Annotated in this window: 15 protein-coding genes and 1 tRNA gene; 9 read left to right on the forward strand and 7 right to left on the reverse strand. The window is 49.0% G+C overall.

What is annotated here, in order from left to right:
- Positions 1 to 24: 24 nt before the first annotated feature.
- From LG201_RS01965 to LG201_RS01980, 4 genes are all read right to left on the reverse strand, one after another.
- Complete coding sequence (locus LG201_RS01965; protein WP_226770502.1) at positions 25 to 1,344, reverse strand: TolC family protein; 1,320 nt, start codon at positions 1,342 to 1,344, stop codon at positions 25 to 27.
- A 70-nt stretch (positions 1,345 to 1,414) separates the two neighbouring features.
- Positions 1,415 to 1,954, reverse strand: coding sequence for a Smr/MutS family protein (locus LG201_RS01970; RefSeq protein ID WP_226770503.1), 540 nt, complete (start codon positions 1,952 to 1,954; stop codon positions 1,415 to 1,417).
- Positions 1,955 to 2,012: 58 nt separating this feature from the next.
- A complete protein-coding gene (trxB, locus tag LG201_RS01975) occupies positions 2,013 to 2,963 on the reverse strand; it encodes a thioredoxin-disulfide reductase (protein ID WP_226770504.1) in 951 nt (316 codons plus the stop codon).
- A gap of 46 nt (positions 2,964 to 3,009) precedes the next feature.
- On the reverse strand, positions 3,010 to 3,480 hold the full coding sequence (locus tag LG201_RS01980; protein WP_226770505.1) for a Dps family protein: 471 nt from the start codon (positions 3,478 to 3,480) through the stop codon (positions 3,010 to 3,012).
- A 378-nt stretch (positions 3,481 to 3,858) separates the two neighbouring features.
- On the opposite strand from LG201_RS01980, the gene LG201_RS01985 reads away from it, so the two are divergent.
- The 8 genes from LG201_RS01985 to serS all read left to right on the forward strand — a co-directional run bounded on the left by LG201_RS01985 (position 3,859) and on the right by serS (position 16,682).
- Positions 3,859 to 4,059: a hypothetical protein gene (locus LG201_RS01985; protein WP_226770506.1), complete on the forward strand. Its 201-nt coding sequence runs from the start codon at positions 3,859 to 3,861 to the stop codon at positions 4,057 to 4,059.
- 149 nt (positions 4,060 to 4,208) lie between these two features.
- On the forward strand, positions 4,209 to 6,503 hold the full coding sequence (locus LG201_RS01990; RefSeq protein WP_226770507.1) for a DNA translocase FtsK: 2,295 nt from the start codon (positions 4,209 to 4,211) through the stop codon (positions 6,501 to 6,503).
- 25 nt (positions 6,504 to 6,528) lie between these two features.
- The gene (gene lolA / locus LG201_RS01995; RefSeq protein WP_226770508.1) at positions 6,529 to 7,137 is read left to right on the forward strand and encodes an outer membrane lipoprotein chaperone LolA; all 609 of its coding nucleotides are present in this window, start codon (positions 6,529 to 6,531) and stop codon (positions 7,135 to 7,137) included.
- Between the two features lie 50 nt (positions 7,138 to 7,187).
- Entirely contained in the window at positions 7,188 to 8,498 is a 1,311-nt protein-coding gene (locus LG201_RS02000) for a replication-associated recombination protein A (RefSeq protein WP_226770509.1), read from the forward strand.
- Between the two features lie 61 nt (positions 8,499 to 8,559).
- Positions 8,560 to 10,164, forward strand: coding sequence for a site-specific DNA-methyltransferase (locus LG201_RS02005; protein WP_226770510.1), 1,605 nt, complete (start codon positions 8,560 to 8,562; stop codon positions 10,162 to 10,164).
- A gap of 11 nt (positions 10,165 to 10,175) precedes the next feature.
- Positions 10,176 to 12,893 (forward strand): DEAD/DEAH box helicase, encoded by a 2,718-nt coding sequence (locus tag LG201_RS02010; RefSeq protein ID WP_226770511.1) that lies wholly within the window; start codon positions 10,176 to 10,178, stop codon positions 12,891 to 12,893.
- 66 nt (positions 12,894 to 12,959) lie between these two features.
- Complete coding sequence (locus LG201_RS02015; RefSeq protein ID WP_226770512.1) at positions 12,960 to 15,116, forward strand: ATP-binding protein; 2,157 nt, start codon at positions 12,960 to 12,962, stop codon at positions 15,114 to 15,116.
- A gap of 273 nt (positions 15,117 to 15,389) precedes the next feature.
- Positions 15,390 to 16,682: a serine--tRNA ligase gene (gene serS / locus LG201_RS02020; RefSeq protein WP_226770513.1), complete on the forward strand. Its 1,293-nt coding sequence runs from the start codon at positions 15,390 to 15,392 to the stop codon at positions 16,680 to 16,682.
- A 69-nt stretch (positions 16,683 to 16,751) separates the two neighbouring features.
- On the opposite strand, the gene LG201_RS02025 is transcribed toward serS, so the two are convergent.
- Positions 16,752 to 18,509, reverse strand: coding sequence for a cation:proton antiporter (locus LG201_RS02025; RefSeq protein WP_226770514.1), 1,758 nt, complete (start codon positions 18,507 to 18,509; stop codon positions 16,752 to 16,754).
- Between the two features lie 81 nt (positions 18,510 to 18,590).
- On the reverse strand, positions 18,591 to 20,009 hold the full coding sequence (gene mltF / locus LG201_RS02030) for a membrane-bound lytic murein transglycosylase MltF (protein WP_226770515.1): 1,419 nt from the start codon (positions 20,007 to 20,009) through the stop codon (positions 18,591 to 18,593).
- Positions 20,010 to 20,134: 125 nt separating this feature from the next.
- On the opposite strand from mltF, the gene LG201_RS02035 reads away from it, so the two are divergent.
- A tRNA-Ser gene (locus LG201_RS02035) sits at positions 20,135 to 20,225 on the forward strand.
- Positions 20,226 to 20,247: 22 nt separating this feature from the next.
- Here LG201_RS02035 and LG201_RS02040 read toward each other — a convergent pair.
- Positions 20,248 to 21,144 carry a DMT family transporter gene (locus tag LG201_RS02040; protein ID WP_226770516.1) on the reverse strand — a complete coding sequence of 299 codons (897 nt, stop codon included), beginning with the start codon at positions 21,142 to 21,144 and terminating at the stop codon, positions 20,248 to 20,250.
- Positions 21,145 to 21,323: the final 179 nt, after the last annotated feature.

Raw genomic sequence — 21,323 nt, forward strand, 5'->3', positions numbered from 1 at the left:
TCTTAACCTTCAGGTTTAAGCGTATTAATTGTCACCAGGATTGATGGCAGCGCGCCAGCTGGCAAGGGATTTGGCAAAGTCTGCATGGGCGGTGGCGGCATCAATTTGCAATGCGCGCAATACACGGCGTGCATCCAGCAGGTCAGTGACACCCATTGCGCCATGCTGATAAGCAAACTCAGCGGCGTGGGCCGTTTTTTCTGCTTCCAGCAGCATGTTCTGGTCATAGCGATTGACCTTCTCAATGGCGGCATCCAGATCAGCGCGGGCGCGGCTGACTTCACCTACTGCATTGGCTCGAATGCGATCTTCAGCCTCCATGGCCGTGGTGTAGTCCACCTCGGCACGGGCGATCTCTCCCTGATACTGATAGCCGGTAAACAAAGGAATACTGAAACCAGCGCCTATGGTATTACGGCCATTATTATTGCCGCCTCCCCCTCCGCCAGCACTCGGGTAGTGTTCATATTGCATGCCGATGGTGATGTCCCGCGTAGTGAATGCCTGCGCAAGTTTTCGGTTCTCGTTGGCCACCTGGATGCGCGCCATGGCCGCCTGGATATCGGGGCGCTGGTCGAGCTGGTCTTCACTCGCGGGGATAATCGCAGTAGTGGTCTCTGGCCAGCTGTCATTGATGCGGATGACATTGGCTTGTTGTTCCTTGCCGATGAGGTAGGCAAGGTCCGCCTGGGCTTTCTGCCGTTCGGCCTGGGCTTGGCGCAGATCGTTCTGGGCGCGCAGCACGTCTATCCGAATCCGTGCCGCATCAGTGCTTGAAATGTCGCCAGCCTTTAGTCTCAGTTCTGCTGCGTTTAACATATTCTGGTAAAGCGCCTGGTTGCTCTGCAATATCTCTTCACTTTGCTGGGCAAGCAGCAAATCGTAATAAGCGATATAAAGCGTTTGTTTTTGCAGGCGAAATGCGTCACGTAAATCCAGCTCGCTAGCCTGTACTGCATTCTGTGCCAGGGCCATGCGCAAAGCACGCTTGTTGCCACGTTCAATCGGCTGCTCAATCCGGGCAATGGTATCGACAGTCCGGTTGCTGAGGCCGCCGTTACCATTACTGCCTTGCAGATTGAAGTTGTTGGTATTGAGGGAAAATGTGGGATTGGGGCGTTGTGCCGCCGTGAGGGTATCTGCTTTTGCACCTTCCAGATAGCGTTCGGAAAGCAGGAGTTCGCGGTTGTTTACGGTAAATAGATCATTGGCCTTCGACAGGGTCAACTGGGCAAGATCATCAATTTCTGCAGCTTGAAGAACGGATGGGCTATGACATAGCAGCGCCACCAGAGTTGTATACGTCAATAGACGCCACTGCATGTTGTTCTCTCTTTTTTTCATGCACACCAGCGTGCGATGAATAGTAAACGCGAGAGAGATTCTTTAGTTTACAGAGCGGGAGACTATATTTTCATGCCTTGAGCAAGACGATCACTGCTCCGCTGCCACCGTCCTGCCGGCGCGCCTGGGCATAGGCGATCACCTCGTCTTTTTGCATGAGCCAATTGCGTAGTTTGTGCTTGAGTATGGGTTCGCGATTGCGTGAGCTCAGGCCTTTACCATGAATGATGCGGACACAGCGTATGCCACGTTTTTTACAGTGATGCAAAAACTCTGCAACATACAACCTGGCTTCATCACTGACCATGCCATGAAGATCGATGGCGGCCTGAACCACCCAATGACCTCGCCTCAGCTTGCTCAAGATGTCAGGGGCGTGGCCTTCACGCAGGTAAAGCAGTTCCTCTCCGCTTTCAAGTTCATGAGAAGGAATGTAGTGGTCACTGAGCGAATCTGCCAGTGCCTGGCGCTCATCGCGAATGAATTGCCGCGGAATCGGCTTGGGGCTGGGAATGGGATGATGCAAGCGGGACGGTTTTAACGGGCGAGCGCCTTTGACTGCTTCAAGGAACAGTTCAATTGCATCGTCCTTGTCGTCCTCGTCCACCATGATGTCAACCTGTTGCTACTGAAAAATCAGCGGCAGGCAAGTGCCTGCCGCTGATGACTTATGCCAGCTGATCCAGATAGCGCTCTGCATCCAGCGCAGCCATACAACCGGTACCAGCACTGGTCACAGCCTGGCGATAGATATGGTCCTGCACATCACCGGCTGCGAATACACCGGGTACGCTGGTGGCTGTGAAGTTACCCTGGCGACCTGCCTGCGTCACAATGTAACCGCCTTCCATTTCCAGCTGGCCTTCAAAGATATCGGTATTCGGCTTGTGGCCGATGGCAATGAATACACCCTTGAGCGGAATATCCTTGGCCGTACCAGAGTTCACGTCCTTGATACGCATGCCGGTCACACCAGAGGCATCACCCAATACTTCGTCCAGCGTCTGGAAAGTCTCCAGCACGATACGACCTTCCTTGACGCGCTCCATGAGCTTGTCCACCAGGATCGCCTCAGCCTTGAACTTGTCACGCCTGTGCACCAGCGTCACCTTGCTGGCAATGTTGGCAAGATACAGCGCTTCTTCAACAGCGGTATTACCGCCGCCGATAACGGCGACTTCCTGGTTACGGTAGAAGAAACCATCGCAGGTGGCACAGGCAGATACGCCCTTGCCGGCAAATGCCTCTTCAGATGGCAGGCCCAGATACTTCGCTGACGCGCCAGTGGCGATAATCAGTGCATCACAGGTGTATTCACCAGAGTCACCGATCAGGCGAATAGGCTTTTCATCCAGCTTGGTCGTATGGATATGATCAAAGATCATTTCCGTATTGAAGCGTTCAGCATGCTTCTGGAAGCGCGCCATCAACTCCGGTCCTTGTACACCATCTGCATCTGCAGGCCAGTTGTCCACCTCAGTGGTAGTCATGAGCTGGCCGCCTTGCGCAATACCGGTGATCAGCACTGGCTTGAGGTTGGCGCGCGCCGCGTAAACAGCGGCAGAATAACCTGCTGGGCCAGAACCCAGGATCAGCAGGCGAGCATGTGTTGTTGCCATACGGTGAATACTCCTAAAATGCAGTGTCGTTTAAATGAGGCGAATCTTATGGTTTTTCAAGCAGGCTACGCAACATCCATGCAGTTTTTTCATGAATTTGCAGGCGTTGCGTCAACAGGTCGGCTGTCGCTTCATCGGATGCTTTTTCTGCCGCTGGAAATATTGAGCGGGCTGTACGTACAACAGCTTCGTGGCCTGCAACCAGTTCCTTGATCATCTCTGGCGCATGTGGAACGCCATCGCTTTCAGCGATGGAAGTCAGCTTGCTGAACTCCTTGTAAGTACCGGGCGCATGAAAATCCAGCGAGCGGATACGTTCAGCAATCTGGTCAACGGCCGTCCAAAGTTCGTTGTATTGTTCTTCAAACATCAGATGTAGGGTGCGGAATTGTGGCCCTGTAACATTCCAGTGAAAGTAATGGGTTTTCAGGTACAAGGTATAAGTATCTGCCAAAAAGCGCGATAGGCCTTCTGCAATTTTTTTACGGTCTTTTTCACTAATGCCAATGTCTACCATTTTATTCTCCATTATTTAAATAGATGGGCTTAATTCCAGCCATGAATTGTTCTATACCAGACCATTGTAGCCAATCTTAGTTTCTGTGCGACTAGACTTTCAATAGTGTAGAGGGGCAGATGTCTTTCGTGCAAATTGATTGTTCTTATTTGAGTGATAGCTAAATTTAATCACGTTGAATATAGGTGTGGATGGATACATGCATCATATTCAGCTTGAGCAGGCCTTTGAATATTGTTACCCCCAATATGCAACGTAGAAATAGCCTGGTGGTTTGGGGAATTATTCCGCATATGCTGAGTCAGAAAACATGACGGGGACAAAATCCCGGTCATTGTTTAGTTGCCATCTCCCAAAAGGAAAGTAGAAGGAAGTCTCATGCAAGCTGAAGTCCATGTTGTGCCCGTTTCCGCTGTGAAGGTTCAGCGTTCTGATCTTCATCCCTCCCAATTGACGCATTCGCAATACATTGTTGCTGAAAATGTTGCTGAAAAAGAAGCAGCATTTGATCGTGTCAGCCGCGCTGGCAATGCCCGTGCGTTGGTGAAAAATATTGCAGCATTTTGCGATTGTGTTTGACGGCATAAACCCATGATGATGGCTGGAGGCCTGCTTCCAGCCATCATTTTGCAGTGTTGTGTCTTATAGGCTTGCCAGCCAATGCCCAAGCGGGTTGATGCTGTTATAATCAGGGCAGCTTATATTCTCGTGTCGGGTCATAGATCATCTTGTTTTTCCAGAAAAAAAGCGCGCCACTCAACAGCCGTCGCGAAGCTGCCCCAATTGAAACGCCAGGCATCGTCAAGGAAGCCTGGTGGTTAGGCCTGGTCGTGGTCGGGATTTATCTCACCCTGATCTTGCTGACTTACCGGCAGGATGATCCGTCATGGTCGCACAGCGCAAGCGATAGCGACGTTACACAAAATGCAGGCGGCACTATAGGCGCCTGGCTGTCTGACATACTGCTTTATCTGTTTGGTTTTTCAGCCTGGTGGTGGGTAGTGTTGTCGTTCTATGCCATGTGGCTGGTATATCTGCGTCTGGAAGCGGTGAGTTCTGAGCACAAACCCCTGATCGTCGTGAATCTCAGTGGTTTCCTGATGTTGCTGCTTTCCTCTGCCGCGCTTGAGGCAGGCCATGTTCATCATTTGGCAGTCGAACTGCCACTGGCTGCCGGAGGCATGCTGGGCTCGGTGATTGATAGCGGCTTGCAGGCCTTGCTGGGTTTTGCTGGATCAACCCTGGTCTTGTTGTTGGCGCTGGCGGTCGGTTTCAGCCTTTTTACTGGCTGGTCGTGGATCAGCATGACGGAAAAACTCGGCTCCGCACTGGAGTTCAGCTATCACTACATCCTCAAAAAATGGCAGGACTACCAGGATCGCAAAGTCGGCAAGGTGGCTGAGCAACAACGCAATGAGTTTGTGCATAGCGAGCGCAAGCGGACAGAAGATCGCCAGCCTGTGCAGATTGAGGTGCCAGCGACATTCGAGGTTGTAAAAAGCGAGCGGGTGCAGAAAGAAAAGCAAACACCATTATTCGAAGCATTGCCGGACTCTCCCTTGCCACCGCTACATTTGCTTGATGAGCCTAGTGGTGTGGTTGAGGTACAGTCGGCTGAAACCCTGGAATTCACCTCCCGCCTGATTGAACGCAAGCTCATGGACTTTGGTATCGAGGTCAAGGTGGTGACAGCATTGCCGGGCCCGGTTATTACACGCTATGAAATCGCTCCTGCGGCTGGCGTCAAGGGCAGCCAGGTAGCTAATTTATCCAGGGATTTGGCGCGCGCCTTGTCTGTGATCAGCGTGCGAGTGGTGGAGACAATCCCCGGCAAGACTTACATGGGGCTGGAAATACCCAATCCCAAGCGCCAGATTGTCTATCTCTCTGAAATCCTCGGTTCTCAGGTCTATGCCGACGTAACCTCGCCGCTGGCCATTGCCATGGGCAAGGATATCTCTGGCAAGCCAGTGGTGGCTGATCTGGCCAAGATGCCACATGTGCTGGTGGCGGGTACGACCGGCTCTGGTAAATCCGTGGCTATCAATGCCATGATACTGAGCCTGGTTTACAAAGCTGAACCGAGCAAAGTGCGCCTGATCCTGATTGACCCCAAAATGCTCGAGCTCTCGGTGTACGATGCGATTCCGCATTTGCTGACACCGGTAATCACCGATATGCGCAATGCGGGCAACGCCCTGAACTGGAGCGTGGCCGAGATGGAGCGTCGCTATAAGCTCATGTCATCGCTGGGGGTACGTAACCTGGCGGGGTATAACCAGAAAATCCGTGATGCAGAAAAAGAAGGCACGTCTATCCCGCATCCTTTCAGCCTGACGCCGGATGCCCCGGAGCCACTGGAAGAGTTGCCATTGATCGTGGTGGTGATTGATGAGCTGGCCGACCTGATGATGGTGGTGGGCAAGAAGGTGGAAGAGCCGATTGCCCGTCTGGCACAAAAAGCGCGTGCTTGTGGCATCCATTTGGTTGTCGCGACCCAGCGTCCATCGGTGGATGTGATTACTGGTCTGATCAAGGCCAACATCCCAACCCGGGTAGCTTTCCAGGTATCCAGCAAGATAGATTCCCGCACCATTCTGGATCAGATGGGCGCAGAAGCCTTGCTTGGGCAGGGCGATATGCTATACCAGCCACCAGGCACCAGTGATCCTCAGCGTGTGCACGGCGCGTTTGTGTCTGACCAGGAAGTCCACCGCGTAGTGGAATACCTGAAAGCGCAGGGTGAACCTAATTATATAGATGCCATTTTGACTGGCGGTACCGATGAAAATGCAGAAGGTGGCGAGCTGGGAGAAAGTGGTGGCGAGGCGGATCCGCTCTATGATGAGGCGGTCGGCATTGTGTTGAAATCCCGCCGTGCCTCTATTTCCTCTGTGCAACGTCAGTTACGCATAGGTTACAACCGCGCTGCCAGGTTGATTGAGGAGATGGAGCGCGCGGGTCTGGTGTCTGCCATGCAAAGTAATGGTAATCGTGAAGTTCTCGCTCCCAATAATGATTAACGGTGAAACCCGTGCAAAGGATGTTATGAAGTTTCTGGCAATATTGTTGATGGCAATGCCTCTGCTTGCGGAGGCGGCTGGTACGGAGTCATTGAAGGATTTCTTCAAGTCCACGGCTTCCATGCGTGCACGTTTTCATCAGGTGGTGACGGACGCGCAGGGTGGCAAGGTGCAGGAAGTCGATGGCAGCATGCAGTTGCAGCGCCCGGGCAAGTTTCGCTGGGATTATGAGAAGCCGTATGTGCAACAGATTGTGGGTGATGGTGAAAAAGTCTGGCTATATGACCCTGAATTGAATCAGGTGACCGTGCGCGCACTGGGCAAAGCCATCGGCTCCAGCCCGGCTGCATTACTGGCCGGCGCACAAGATGTAGAGCGGAATTTCACTGTGACCTCGGTCACTGAACGTAAGGATGGACTGGACTGGGCTCAGGCAATTCCCAAGGCCGAGGACAGTGGTTTTGAGAAAGTCCTGCTGGGCTTCAAGGGCGATGCACTGCAAAAAATGGAATTACACGATAGCTTTGGTCACGTCACTGCCATCCAGTTCAGCAAAATGGAGCGCAATCCTGCCATCAATAGCAATACCTTCAAGTTTGTCGCACCAGCTGGTGCAGATGTCGTGGGGGAGTAGTGCGATGGTAAGGCAGCGCCTGCCTGGTAATCAACACATAGAGATCAAGAGTGGCTGGGCTATTTGAACCGGTAGCGCCTCAAGCCCCTTTGGCAGAGAGGCTACGCCCCAAAGTCTTGCAGGATGTGGTGGGGCAATCTCATTTGTTGGGTGAGGGTAAGCCGTTGCGCCTGGCATTTACATCCGGCAAGTTGCCGTCCATGATTCTATGGGGTCCTCCAGGGGTAGGCAAAACTACCCTGGCCCGGCTGATTGCCAATACCGCTGATGCCGAGTTCATCCCGCTCTCTGCCGTACTGGCGGGCATCAAGGACATCAGGGAAGCTGTGGAGCGGGCCGAACATATCTTGCAACAATCGGGACGGCGCACCATTCTGTTTGTGGATGAGGTACATCGGTTTAACAAAGGCCAGCAGGATGCTTTCCTGCCTTTTGTTGAAAGCGGCTTGATCACCTTTATTGGCGCCACCACAGAGAACCCGTCGTTTGAGGTGAATAGCGCCTTGTTGAGCCGGGCGCAGGTGTTTGTGCTGAATGCCTTGTCCGAAGCCGAACTCAAGCAGTTGCTGGACCGGGCGCAAGAAGAGATGGCACCTGCCATCACGCTTGCCCCGGAAGTGGTGGAGCAGGTGCTGGGGTATGCGGATGGCGATGCACGACGCTTGCTCAACTTTGCAGAGGGACTGTTTAATGCCGCGATGGCGGCTGAAATCAGCGTGATTGATGAGGCGTTTCTGCAATCGACCATGGCCAGCAAGTTGCGCCGGTTTGATAAGGGTGGGGAAGCGTTTTATGACCAGATTTCTGCCTTGCACAAGTCTGTGCGCGGGTCTAATCCTGATGCGGCGCTTTATTGGTTGATGCGTATGCTCGATGGCGGCGCCGAGCCACTATACTTGGCGCGCCGTATCATCCGTATGGCATGGGAAGATATCGGTTTGGCCGACCCACGGGCGATGCAGATTGCCAATGATGCGGCACTCACTTTTGAGCGCCTGGGTAGTCCAGAGGGTGAGTTGGCGCTGGCGCAAGCTGTGATTTATCTGGCCGTGGCAGCCAAGAGCAATGCGGGCTACATGGCCTACAATCAGGCGAAAGCGTTTGTTGCGCAAGATAAAAGTCGTGAAGTGCCAATTCACCTACGCAATGCACCAACAAAATTAATGAAAAATTTGGGCTATGGGCATGAATATAGATATGCTCACAATGAGCCGAATGCTTATGCAGCGGGTGAAAATTATTTTCCTGATGGTATGCATGAACCCTCTTGGTACCAGCCAGTACCAAGAGGGTTAGAGTCAAAGATTACAGAAAAACTTAACATGCTTCGCAAATTGGATGAAGAAGCCAAGAAGAAATAGAAACGTTAATTCAATTGAAATATTAACGGCACAAATGCCGATACATTAGAAAAAATTACTTATGGCAACACTTCACTGGGGCGGAAAAAATAAGGTGGTCAATCACCACCATGATGTGCCATTCCGTTTGCTGGATAAGCAATACAGCTTTAAAGCGAATGAAGGCGCTCCTGCTAACTCCACGAATAATCGAATCATTCATGGCGACAATCTAGAAGCATTGAAGAGCCTTCTTCCTGAGTTTGAAGGCAAGGTGAATTGCATCTACATTGACCCACCGTACAACACTGGCAATGAAGGTTGGGTGTACAACGATAACGTGAATGACCCCAAAATCAAGAAGTGGCTTGGTCAGGTAGTAGGTAAAGAAGGTGAAGACTTAAGTAGGCACGATAAGTGGCTATGCATGATGTATCCGCGCCTCAAGTTGCTTCATCGTTTGTTAGCTGATGAAGGAGTGATACTTGTATCACTAGATGATGTAGAGGCTGGAAATTTCCGTCTTTTGATGGATGAAGTTTTTGGTTATGGAAATAGGGTTGCCACAATTGTCTGGAATACCAGAAATACTGATAACAGAATAAAGTCTTATTTGTCGCAAGATCATGAAAACATTTTTGTCTACGGTAAATCAGCCTCTACGAGAATTGAGGGGCGTGTAATTAATCGTTCTGATTTTAAAAATCCAGACAATGATCCACGCGGCCCCTATGTTACTGACCCCCTGAAAGGCAAGGCTACAGCTTCTGAAAGGCCGAATCTTCATAGCTATAACATGGAACAACCAAACACAAACAATGTTTGGAGGCCTGATCCTGCAAAAGGTTGGATAACGGACTTTACCGGTTATGAAAAGTTACTTGAAGAAGATAGGATTTGGTGGCCACCTAATCCAGAAACCGGATGGCCGCGGAAGAAGAGGTTTTTGTCTGAGGTGCAAGAGCGCATGCCAGCTTCAACTTTCTGGTCTGAGTTCAAAACGCAATCGGGGGCACGTGAGTTGGATGAGATTCTTGACGAGCGGGTCTTTGCTTTTCCAAAACCAATTTCATTAGTTCAAAGAATCATTAGCTATTGTGCCCCCCCGAATTCCATAGTTATGGATTCTTTCGCAGGTTCAGGGACTACAGCTCATGCCGTTCTTAAGCAGAATGCAGAAGATGGTGGCAATCGTCGTTTCATCTTGTGTGAAATGATGGATTATGCCGAAACCATCACGGCTGAGAGGGTTCGCCGTGTCATCAATGGTTATGGTGAAGGAAGTAAGGGTGTAGCAGGCTTGGGTGGTGGTTTTGACTTCTACACCGTTGGAACTGCTCTCTTCAAAGAAGATAAGAACCTTAATGAAGAAGTTGGCGCAGAAGCTATTCGGGGTTACGTAGCCTACACTGAGAACATCCCCACTGAAAAGCGGTTGGATGCTGAAAACTCTATTAGTCCCTATGTCTTGGGTTTAACAAATACAGCCCTGTGTGTCTTTTACTATGAAAAAGATCGGGTGACGACACTGGATATTGATTTTCTTGGGCAACTGAGAATCAAGAATCTGTCATCCAGACCTGAACAGTTTGTGATTTACGCTGATAAGTGTGCATTGGATAAGGATTTCCTTTATAAGCATGGAATTACCTTCAAGCGTATTCCACGTGACATCACCCGATTCTAAGAAAAAGAAAAATGGAACTCAAAGACTATCAGGCTGATGTACTAAGTGACCTCAGCGAATACTTGGGAACCCTGCTTGAGTGCAAGGGCCATCTTCCCAATGCTTTCACCAAGTATTGGAAGGATCGTGGTGTTCTCAATCAAGCTTACAAGAACAACATCAAGGAAGTGCCTCATGTGTGTGTGAAGGTCCCCACTGCGGGTGGGAAGACCTTCATTGCAGTGAATGCGTTGGACAGAATTTTTTCTGCCTTTGCTGAATACAATCCGACTCGTCCTAAGTTTGTGGTGTGGTTGGTTCCTTCTTTGACCATCCTTGAACAGACAGTTAAGAACCTATGCAACATTGATCATCCATACCGTCAGCGGTTGAATGACCTTTTCAATGGTCGTGTTCAAATCTATGAGAAGGCTGATGTTCTTCAGGGTGCGGGGTTCAATGCGGACACCGTGAAGGAACAGCTTTCAGTAGTGGTGATGTCTTTTGACTCACTTAAGGCCACTAACAAAGAAAACCGCAAAGCCTTTCAGGAGAATGGCTACCTTGCTTCATTCCTGAACGATGATAGCGAAATTGTTGAGCCGCTGGAAGGAACTGACCCTTCAGCACTTATTAATATCATGCGGACTCTCAGGCCTGTTGTAGTTGTTGATGAAAGCCACAACGCTGAAAGTACTCTGTCTGTGGACATGCTTCGCGACCTCAATCCAAGCTTCATTTTTGACCTGACTGCTACCCCAAGGGATAACAGCAACATTATCAGCTATGTTGATGCCTTGAGGCTCAAGAAGCAGAACATGGTTAAGCTTCCTGTGATTGTTGCGAATCAGAGAAGCCAAGAAGATGTGATCATGGCTGCGCTAAATATGCGGCGCCAGTTGGAAGAATTCGCCAAGAAGTCTGAAGAAAAAGGTGGTGGCTACATTCGGCCTATCGTGTTGTTCCAGGCTGAACCGAAGAACAAGGATGACACCACTACTTTTGAGAAGGTGCGGGAAATTCTGTTGGAACTGAACATTCCAAAGGAACACATTGCCATCAAGACTGCCAATATCAACGAACTGAAGAACGTTGATTTGATGAGCCGTGATTGCCAAGTACGATACATCATTACGGTCAATGCGCTAAAAGAAGGATGGGATTGCCCTTTTGCTTATGTGCTGGCAACCCTGGCAAACAAATCCTCTGTGGTGGATGTGACTCAGATTCTGGGACGTGTCCTTCGCATGCCATATACCAGAAAGCACAGCATTGAATTGCTGAACCTGAGCTATGTGTTTACCTCTTCCAGCCATTTCCAGAACACCTTGACCCAAGTAGTTGAGGGGTTGAATAAGGCGGGCTTCTCCAAGCGGGATTATCGAGAGTTTGACCTGTCTGGAATTGAGCAAGAGTGGGGTTCTACACCGTCACCAACTCAAGAACAACTGAACCTGACTACTCTAACTGGTGAAGACAAGCCTGCTGAAACTGGTGACAGACAGGATATTGAGATTGAAAAGAGCAAGCTCAATCCTGACTGGGAGCAAAGCGCTGTAGAACAAGCTGCCACTGCGTATGGCAGTGAAAATCAGCAACCGGCTGCAACCGTAAATGACTCTACTGGTATTGAAGCGATCAAGGCTCAAGCTGTCGCACAAGCTCAACAATTTGAAGAGCAGGCAAGTGCTACGAATGGTGAGGCTTGCCCTGAAGAACTGAAGGCGCATATGAATGAGCACAAGATGAAGCCAATCTTTGAAGAGTTGGCAAAAGCAATTCAGTTACCTCAGTTTTTCATTAAGCTGCCTTCAGATGGAGGGTTCTTTGATAGTGGTGACGAGTGGCATAAGCTCGCCAAGGAAAACCTGTTGTCCAACTTCGTTTTGGCAAACCTCGATGCCACTATCAACTTCACTGCCATTGAATCTGATGTGTATAAAGTAGATGCAGAAGAGATTGGTAATGGTGAAAGTGCTCCATCTTTCACCGTAGTGAAGAAGGCTGAGAAGGAAAAGCTGAACAGCATCATAAAGAGTCAGCCCACATCAGGCCAAATCACATCTATCATTGGTCGGTTGTTCAGTCTCATTGGAAAGAATACCTTTTACCCGATTGAAGATAACGATGTTAAGCACTACCTCAAGCGGATTGTTGAGGCCTTGAATGCTGACCAACGTGCTGATTGTCTTGAACGTGACTATGCTTATGCGAAGCTCATCAAAGACAAGGTTCAGAGCCTTGCCAATGAGTATGCTGCAAAGGAATTTGGTAACTGGCTGACCACTCAAAAAATCAAGCTTCGTCCGTCCTTTTTACTGCCAGCAACGATTACACCCAGTGACAACGCACCAGCGATCAGCCACAGTCTCTATGTCACTGAAGGCACTGTGAACAACCTTGAGAGCAAGGTTATCCGTGGTGTTGCAGAACTGGAAAATATTGTCTGGTGGCACAAGAATCTTGAACGAGGCAAAGGTTTCGTCATCAATGGATTTCTGAATCACTACCCTGATTTCATTGTTCTCACAGAGAGCAAGAACATTATTGTGGTGGAAACAAAGGGTGATGACAGAGATAACTCAGACTCAAAGAGCAAGCTGAAGCTTGGCAAAATTTGGGAGTCTCAGGCTAACCAGATTGCACATGAAACAGGCTACCGCTATCACTACATGATGGTATTTGAGAGCAACCCGATTGATGGGGCATACACAACTGGTGATGTGCTGAAGCTGATCGAGGCTTTATAACCGTAATGAGCAAGAGTTGAAAAGCACCTGCCGGTGTTTTTTTACAATCTTAAAAAGGGGATAACGATGAAGCTGACTGTAGACCTTAAGAACTGCTATGGGATCAGTGAGTTAGTGCATGAGTTTGATTTTAATGTTACTAATAGCTATGCCATCTATGCGCCAAACGGCTTCATGAAAACTTCATTTTCCAAGACATTTGATGATCTAGCTAAGAGAAGAGAAACGAAGGATTTGATTTTTCCAGACAGAGAACCAAGTAGGTTTATTAAAAATGATACGGGCAATGATATCGCTCCTGATTCTGTATTTGTTGTTGAGCCATACAATGCAGATTTCTCATCTGATAAAACATCACTCCTTCTTGTAAATAATGATGTCAAGAAAAAGTATGATGAGGCTCTCAATGATATTGCAGATAAGCAATCAGCATTATTGGGGAAGCTTAAGCAGTTATCAGGTTTAACAGGTAGAACAGTTACTCCTGAAACCGAGATTCTGAAATGCTTTGGTAAGAGGACACTTGCTGAACTGATGGAATCGTTGGACGAGAAGATAAAGGATAGTACTCTTACACAGCTTTCTACAGTGGTCTATGCAGAAGTTTTTAATGAAAAGACTCTCGGACTTTTAGATTCTGGCGAAATTACAGACCAGTTAGAAGAATACATCCAGAAATACAATGAACTGGTTTCTAAGTCTGATGTTCTCAGTAAACAGTTCAATCACTATAGTGCCACGACTGTCAATAAACAGCTTAAGGACAACGGATTTTTTGAAGCTAAGCATACAGTTAATCTCCGAACCAAAGATGGGATGAAGGAGATTACTACTGCTGATGAGCTTGCTGGAAAAATTGAAGAGGAAAGAAATAAGATTCTGACTGACAAAGAGCTTGCTTCAAAGTTTGATGCGATAGACAAGAAGATTCAAAACGCTGAATTGAGGAAATTCAGGGATTATCTCTTTGATAATCAGCATATTCTTCCGTATCTAAAGGACTATAAGCAGCTTCAAAAAGAATTGTGGATTTCATACTTGGTTGATCAGAAGGAGTTCTACGGCCAATTTCTAGAAGCCTATAGGGCAAGCAAAGTTACTATCGAAGAGGCTGTCCAGCAAGCTAACAATGAAAGAACAGAATGGGAAGGAGTCGTTGAAGCATTCAACAAGCGATTCTCTGTGCCATTTAAAATGAGCGTATCAAACCAAGATGACGTGATTCTTAAAGGTACTCAACCCACAATTTCTTTTAAGTTTTCTGATGTTGATGGCGAAGGTGATGTTGCTAGAGAGTCGTTGCTGAAGGTTCTGAGTCAAGGTGAGCGTAGAGCACTTTATATATTAAATATCTTGTTTGAGATTCAGACAAGAATTAAGCAAGGAGCCATCACAATATTGGTGATTGATGACATTGCAGATTCGTTTGATTATAAAAACAAGTACGCGATAATTGAGTATCTAAAGGATATTTCAGCGTCAGGTAAATTCTTTTGTCTATTCCTATCCCATAATTTCGACTTCTACAGAAGTATTAGCGGAAGACTTGGTTTAAAACGGGAGTGTAAGCTACATGCAACGAAGTCAGGTAGAAAGCTAAAGCTAACTAAAGAAAAGTACCAAAAGAATCCATTTAATCATTGGAAAGAAAACCTTACAACTCCTGCTTTCTGTATTTCAGCCATACCATTTGTCAGGAACCTAGCAGAATACTGCGGCTTGAATGCCGAATTTATTAAACTAACCTCTTTGCTTCATATTAAAGCTGAAACTGATACGCTAACACTTGATAATCTATGTGTGATTTACAGGAAAATCCTGGCAGATAAACAACAGTTGACATTGAACCCGCCAGGAAAGCCTGTGATTGATGTTATTAACGAAGAAGCAGAGTCTGTTTTTAATGCACAAGAAGAAAGTGTAGAGCTTGAAGGGAAAGTTGTTCTCTCAATAGTAATCAGGCTAATAGCTGAAAAGCACATGATTAAAGTTATCAATAATCCAACCTTTGTTAATTCAATTAATGAAAACCAAACAATCAAGCTGCTTCAAGAGTACAAGAGATTAGGTTTGGGTGATGCGCAGGATGTTTTGACTCTGGAACAGGTTAACCTAATGACGCCAGAGAACATCCATCTAAATTCGTTCATGTATGAGCCAATCTTAGATTTGGGAATAGCACATCTAAAGAATCTGTATTCAGATGTAAAACAACTTTATTGATAGAATCACCTTTGGGCTCCATTGTTGCCGGAATTTTGCTACTACGACTGAGGATTGTTTTTCCGACGATTTGGCACCCATGGCATTTTATATGCCCCCCTCACGCGGGCTCGAAGGTAAAGTTAGTGAAAAATGGCGCATTTGCGTGAGCTTGATGAGCAAGCCCTGGCAAGAAACCGCAAAAAATAAAACAGATGGTCATGCCAATTACCATCGTGCTTTCATGCACCTTGGACTGGTGGCATACCTTAGTCATTAACATCAGGAAAATTCATGTTAGATATCCAGCAACTTCGTAATGACCTCGATACGGTGGTGGCACGTCTTGCCAGCCGTGGATACGCGTTTGATACCGCTGCTTTTGCTGCACTGGAAAATGAGCGTAAGACTGTACAAACCCGCACCCAGGATTTGCAAGCCAAACGGAATACTAGTTCCAAACAGGTGGGTATTGCCAAATCCAAGGGTGAGGATGTGGCATCGATTCTGGCGGAAGTCGCTGGTTTGGGCGCTCAGCTGAAAGCTGATGAAGAGCGGCTTGCCACCATACAGAATGAGTTGCAGAACCTGTTGCTGAGCGTGCCTAATCTTCCGCATGAGAGCGTACCTGTGGGGAAGTCAGAGGCCGACAACGTAGAAGTCCGCAGGATAGGCACACCACGCAGCTTTGATTTCGAGATCAAGGATCACACTGATATTGGTACACCGCTAGGGTTGGACTTTGATACCGGCGCCAAACTGGCTGGTGCACGCTTTACCCTGATGCGTGGCCCGATTGCGCGTTTGCATCGTGCGCTTGCCCAGTTCATGCTGGATACACAGACTGAAAAGCATGGCTACACCGAATGCTATACCCCTTATATGGTTAATGCTGAAAGTTTGCGTGGCACTGGCCAGTTACCCAAGTTTGAAGCTGATTTGTTTGCGACGCAAAAGGGTGGCCAGGAAGGGGAGGGCGAGACGCTTTACCTGATTCCCACCTCGGAAGTCACGCTGACCAATACCGTACGGGATGAGATTGTGGCGCTGAACACGTTGCCAATCAAGCTGACCGCGCATACGCCATGTTTCCGTTCAGAGGCCGGTTCTTATGGCCGTGATACGCGTGGCATGATCCGTCAGCATCAGTTCGACAAAGTGGAAATGGTGCAGATCACCCATCCTGATCAGAGTTATGAAGCGCTGGAAACTATGGTCGGGCATGCTGAATACATCTTGAACTCGCTGGAGTTACCTTATCGGGTGGTGTCCCTGTGCACCGGCGATATGGGCTTTGGTGCCAGCAAGACCTACGATCTTGAAGTTTGGTTGCCTGCACAGGATACTTACCGCGAGATTTCTTCTGTCTCCAATTGCGAAGCTTTCCAGGCACGTCGCCTGCAAGCCCGCTTTCGCAATGAAAGTGGCAAGACGGAGTTGTTACATACCCTCAATGGTTCCGGGCTGGCGGTAGGCCGCACCCTGGTGGCCGTGCTTGAGAATAACCAGCAGGCGGATGGCAGCGTGACAGTACCTGAGGTCTTGCGGCCTTATATGGGTGGCCTGGACGTGATACGCCCGCTGTAAATCACATCCGAGGCACAACCTGCCTAGCTCATCAAAAGCCTCGTCATGCATGTCGCATCACGAGGCTTTTTAATGGTCTTCTTTTTCCTGGTTCAACGTTTCTATCAAGGCAATCTGCATACGGTAATGCAGCATGACAAACCAGCGCCACAACAATGCCACCAGGCCTGCCACGATCACCAGCACTAAGAGGAGTACCTTGATTGGCGGCATGATGCTGTGACTGAGGGTGAGGATCAGTATCGTCATGCCGATGACGGCAACTACATTCACTGTCTTGGCAATGAAGCGCTGTACACGTGGACTATCATTTCCACTCATGCCTTGCGTGCTGTGGTCTGCCAATAACAAGCCCAGGGATTGCAGTTTCCTGAATGCCGCGATCAGGAACGGTGCGGACAGCAATAACGTGATCCCCCAGGCTAGTGCCTGTTGCCAGAGCTGATCATGCAGGGCGGAAGGTAGCTTGATCAAATGCGCATTCACCAGCCATACCGCGCCAAGCAGCAAAGCGCTAACCATGCATAAATTCACAAACACTTGCAGCAGGAGTTTGCGATATATATTGGCCAGGATAGCACTGTCACTATCGGGTGCATGGCTGGTGGATAGCCAGTTGCTATAGAGCCTGAAAAATTGCGATATCTTCTCGGGCATTTTGCGAGAAATGGACATGGACAGCGGATCTGCCGCCTTGATCAAATAAGGCGTGGTCAGTGTGGTAATCACGGAAGCCGCAACGGCAATCGGGTAGAGAAATGGGCTGGTCACGCCCAGTGTCAGCCCGAGTGAGGCGATGATGAATGAGAACTCGCCAATTTGGGATAAGCCCATACCGACGCGTAAAGACGTACGACCATCATTACCTGCCGCCATGGCACCCAGGCTACACGACAATATTTTGCCAAAAATGATCACCAGAATGACGACCAGGATAGGCTTTGCGTATTCGATGATGATATTCGGATCCAGCATCAGCCCGATGGCAACAAAGAAAATGGCGCTGAACATATCGCGTATGGGTGCAATCAGTCGCTCAATGGCCCTGATGCGCCGCGATTCAGCCATGATCGCACCTATCATGAAGGCGCCCAGCGCTACGCTGTAGTCCAGTTGTATCACAAGCAGGCAGAAGCCGAAGCACAGGCCGAGAATCGTGATCAAGAGCATTTCATCACGCTTGAAGCTGGCTACATACTCCAGCAGCTTGGGCACCAGGATAATGCCCAACACCAGGGCTACCACCATAAATAAGGTCAGCTTTGAGATAGTGGCTGCTGCATCCAGGGTAGATACGTGACCAGTCGCTGCAATGCCGGAAAGCAAGGCAATAATGCCAATGCCAAGAATATCCTCCACAATCAGCACACCAAAAATCAGCTGGGCAAAGCGCTCATGCTTCATGTTGAGTTCATCCAGCGCCTTGACGATGATGGTGGTCGAGGAAATCGCAATCATGGCGCCGAGGAAAATCGAATCCATGGCTTTCCAGCCGAAGTAGCTACCAATCTCGTAACCGAGCCAGACCATAACAACAATCTCGACCAGTGCTGCGACGACGGCTGTGGCACCAACAGCGCGTAATTTGCGCAGGCTGAACTCCAGTCCAAGCGAGAACATGAGAAACACAATCCCCAGTTCTGCCAGAATTTCTATGGTGTGGTTGTCATGGATCAGAGGGAAGGGCGGAGTGTGCGGGCCAATGATCAACCCGGCTAATATGTAGCCCAGCACCACCGGCTGCTTCATGCGGTGGAATAGAATGGTGACCATGCCTGCCACCAGCATGATGACAGCCAGATCCTGTATGAAGGCTACGGCGTGCATAGAATCGAATGTACTTTCTTATAAGGCTTCTCAGCCCTTATTTTATAACGATACCGGCATATTCATTGCGCAGTAAACGACTCATTCCTGGCTTATATTGTTGCCATAGCCACTGAGCCCTGCCACTTCAAAGCTGGGGAAAATGGGAGAATGTCGCGGCTCGCGCTTCACCAGTATCTTATGATAGGTACGCACTGACTCAACAAATACTACTGGTGCCCCACCACGGGCATAGCCATATTTGAGCGTTGAGTAATATTCTTCCTTGTTTAGCATGGGCAGGGTTTTTTTAATATCCACCCAGCGATCCGGGTTCAATTTTAGCCGTGTGGCCAAAATACGGGCATCCTGCAGGTGGGCATAACCTATGTTATAAGCTGCCAGCGCCATCCAGGTACGGTCAGGCTCATGAACTGAATCCGGGATCAAGTCCTTCAACATAAGCACATAGCGTGCCCCGGCAATAATGCTCTGCCGTGCATCCAGCCGGTCAGTGACACCCAGCCGGTCAGCCGTATCTTCAGTAAGCATCATGATGCCCCGAACATTGGTAGGCGAGGTATTGAACCTGTCCCAGTGGGATTCCTGGTAGCCAATCGCAGCAATCAAGCGCCAATCCAGTCCAGTCAATTCCTGCGCTTCATGGAAGATCGGTCTGTATTGTGGCAGCAGCGACTCTGAGCGTTGCATGAAACTGGTGACATCCACTGGTTTCAATCGATCTGCATGACCGTAGTAACGGTCTATCAGGTTGCGCAGGGTACCGTCTTTCTTGATACGGTCAAAATAGGCATTGGCCTTATCATACAGCCACTTGTCACTGGTTTTGGCAAACGCCCATGCCACTTGTTCAGGCTTGCCTAGAGGCATGCGCGCACCAAGGTTGGGATAATAGTTCTGCACCAGTGCAATCAAGTGACCATCTGCAACCGTATAGTCCAGCTCTCCTTCAGCGACCCGCGCCAAGAGTTCATCGGAGTTCGCTTTTGGCGTTTCGGACCAATGCAGCCTGGGTTCTTTTTCCTTCAACTGTTGGAGTCGTTCAGCGTAGCTGGTCCCTGCAGGAATCAGAATCTGCTTGCCGATAAGATCCTTGACCGATGCAGGGGCTTTAGTCTGCTCGCTGTTAAAGACAATTTGTTGTTGTACGGTATGGTAGGGCTGGGTGAACTGCACCATGTGTTCACGCATGCGGGTGACACTGAGATCGGCTGCGGCGAAGTGCGCTTTTTGTTTTACAAGGGCGGGGATGACCTGTGAAATATTGCCCACCACCAGGAACTTGACGCTGTATTCCGGCCCCAGTTCCTTGACAAAATTCCTGACAAGATCGTACTCCAGCCCTGCATATTGATTGCTGCCACTGTAGTAATAAGTGCTGGGACCATTGTGTGTCACCACAATGATTTCCTTGCTTTGCCTGGGGTCTGAAAGAGGCTTTGGCGACTCTTTACAGCCCATGAGCAACAGCATCAAAAAAATAAGGACCAGTGAGCGCATCCGATCAAGTTTCCTAAAGATTGGACTATTTGTCCAGTCTGAGCTCATTTTAGTTCTTATTCATGCGCTGGATTTTGACGTCTGAAATTTACTTGATATGCCTGCTAAGCTATAATCCGCCTCCCGGAGAGGTGGCAGAGCTGGTTGAATGTACCTGACTCGAAATCAGGCATACGTGAAAGCGTATCAAGGGTTCGAATCCCTTCCTCTCCGCCAATAATGAACTACGTTAGGCCACTTACAGTGGATCCTTCACTGCCTCAATAGCCGCGCTTTCAGGTTTATGCCAGAACACCAGCATGCCACTGGCACAGATAATCGCGATGCCGATCAGTCCGTAAATATCTGGCACGTGGCCAAATGCCAGGTAGCCGATCAGTCCTGCAAATATCAACTGACCATAGGTAAATGGCGCCAGAGTTGATGGGTTGGTATGGCGGTATGCTTCTGTCATCAGCAGGTGGCTGGCTAAGGCTGAAATGCCTAATCCCAATAATAATAGCGCATGGTAGGCGTTAGGTGTCTGCCAGAAGAAGGGGGCGATACAGCCGAGCATTGCGCTGCCAATGAGGCCGCTGATGAGGTTGGTGGTGGCAGAGCTATCGGTGGCGTTGAGCTTGCGCGTGATTAATTGATACAGGCTAAAGGTGCATGCTGCCCCTATCGCCAATATGCTGATGGGGGTGAAAAGCGCTCCACCTGGTCTCAATATCACCAGCACGCCGATAAACCCCAGCGAAACGGCAATCCATTGTAGTGGCGTGACACGTTCACCGAGCAATGGGCCTGAGAGCGCTGTCACAATCAGTGGGGTCAGGTAAATAATAGCTGTGCCTTCAGCCAGCGGGATATAGCGTAATGCTGAAATGAACAGCATATTGGTGCCCACCATGCATAGCCCACGCATTAATTGCAGGCCCGGGCGCTGCGTCTTGAAGATGGATACGCCCTTGCGCGGCAAGAGCACTGCCAGCATGAGGCTGCTATGGATCACATAGCGTACCCAGATCACCATCACCACAGCATAAAATCCAACCAGGTATTTGGAAAGTGCGTCACTGCCTGCAAACAGGAAAATGGCGCCACACATGCAGAGTATGCCCTGAAGTAGTTGCGCTTTGGAATGCGGGTTCATGTATAAAGATGGGGCAGGATTAATACGGATGCTGAAGGTTAAGTGGGGTGAATGATGTCGCTAAAACCGAGTATTGAGTGTAGCACGCCCATGATGATGCTTAGTGCGGAATCTCAAGTCTGTTGCACCTAGGCGTATAATACTGCGCTTTGAATTAAAGCCTGGGTCAGGCAGTCATG

Origin of the sequence: Methylobacillus gramineus (assembly GCF_020532675.1) — a bacterium.
Lineage (GTDB): Bacteria > Pseudomonadota > Gammaproteobacteria > Burkholderiales > Methylophilaceae > Methylobacillus > Methylobacillus gramineus.

Excerpts from the sequence above, each read along its gene's own strand:
- LG201_RS01965 (WP_226770502.1), bottom strand. The coding sequence starts at position 1,344 with ATGAAAAAAAGAGAGAACAACATGCAGTGGCGTCTATTGACGTATACA.
- LG201_RS01970 (WP_226770503.1), bottom strand. The coding sequence starts at position 1,954 with ATGGTGGACGAGGACGACAAGGACGATGCAATTGAACTGTTCCTTGAA.
- trxB (WP_226770504.1), bottom strand. The coding sequence starts at position 2,963 with ATGGCAACAACACATGCTCGCCTGCTGATCCTGGGTTCTGGCCCAGCA.
- LG201_RS01980 (WP_226770505.1), bottom strand. The coding sequence starts at position 3,480 with ATGGTAGACATTGGCATTAGTGAAAAAGACCGTAAAAAAATTGCAGAA.
- LG201_RS01985 (WP_226770506.1), top strand. The coding sequence starts at position 3,859 with ATGCAAGCTGAAGTCCATGTTGTGCCCGTTTCCGCTGTGAAGGTTCAG.
- lolA (WP_226770508.1), top strand. The coding sequence starts at position 6,529 with ATGAAGTTTCTGGCAATATTGTTGATGGCAATGCCTCTGCTTGCGGAG.
- LG201_RS02005 (WP_226770510.1), top strand. The coding sequence starts at position 8,560 with ATGGCAACACTTCACTGGGGCGGAAAAAATAAGGTGGTCAATCACCAC.
- LG201_RS02010 (WP_226770511.1), top strand. The coding sequence starts at position 10,176 with ATGGAACTCAAAGACTATCAGGCTGATGTACTAAGTGACCTCAGCGAA.
- LG201_RS02015 (WP_226770512.1), top strand. The coding sequence starts at position 12,960 with ATGAAGCTGACTGTAGACCTTAAGAACTGCTATGGGATCAGTGAGTTA.
- serS (WP_226770513.1), top strand. The coding sequence starts at position 15,390 with ATGTTAGATATCCAGCAACTTCGTAATGACCTCGATACGGTGGTGGCA.
- LG201_RS02025 (WP_226770514.1), bottom strand. The coding sequence starts at position 18,509 with ATGCACGCCGTAGCCTTCATACAGGATCTGGCTGTCATCATGCTGGTG.
- mltF (WP_226770515.1), bottom strand. The coding sequence starts at position 20,009 with ATGCGCTCACTGGTCCTTATTTTTTTGATGCTGTTGCTCATGGGCTGT.
- LG201_RS02040 (WP_226770516.1), bottom strand. The coding sequence starts at position 21,144 with ATGAACCCGCATTCCAAAGCGCAACTACTTCAGGGCATACTCTGCATG.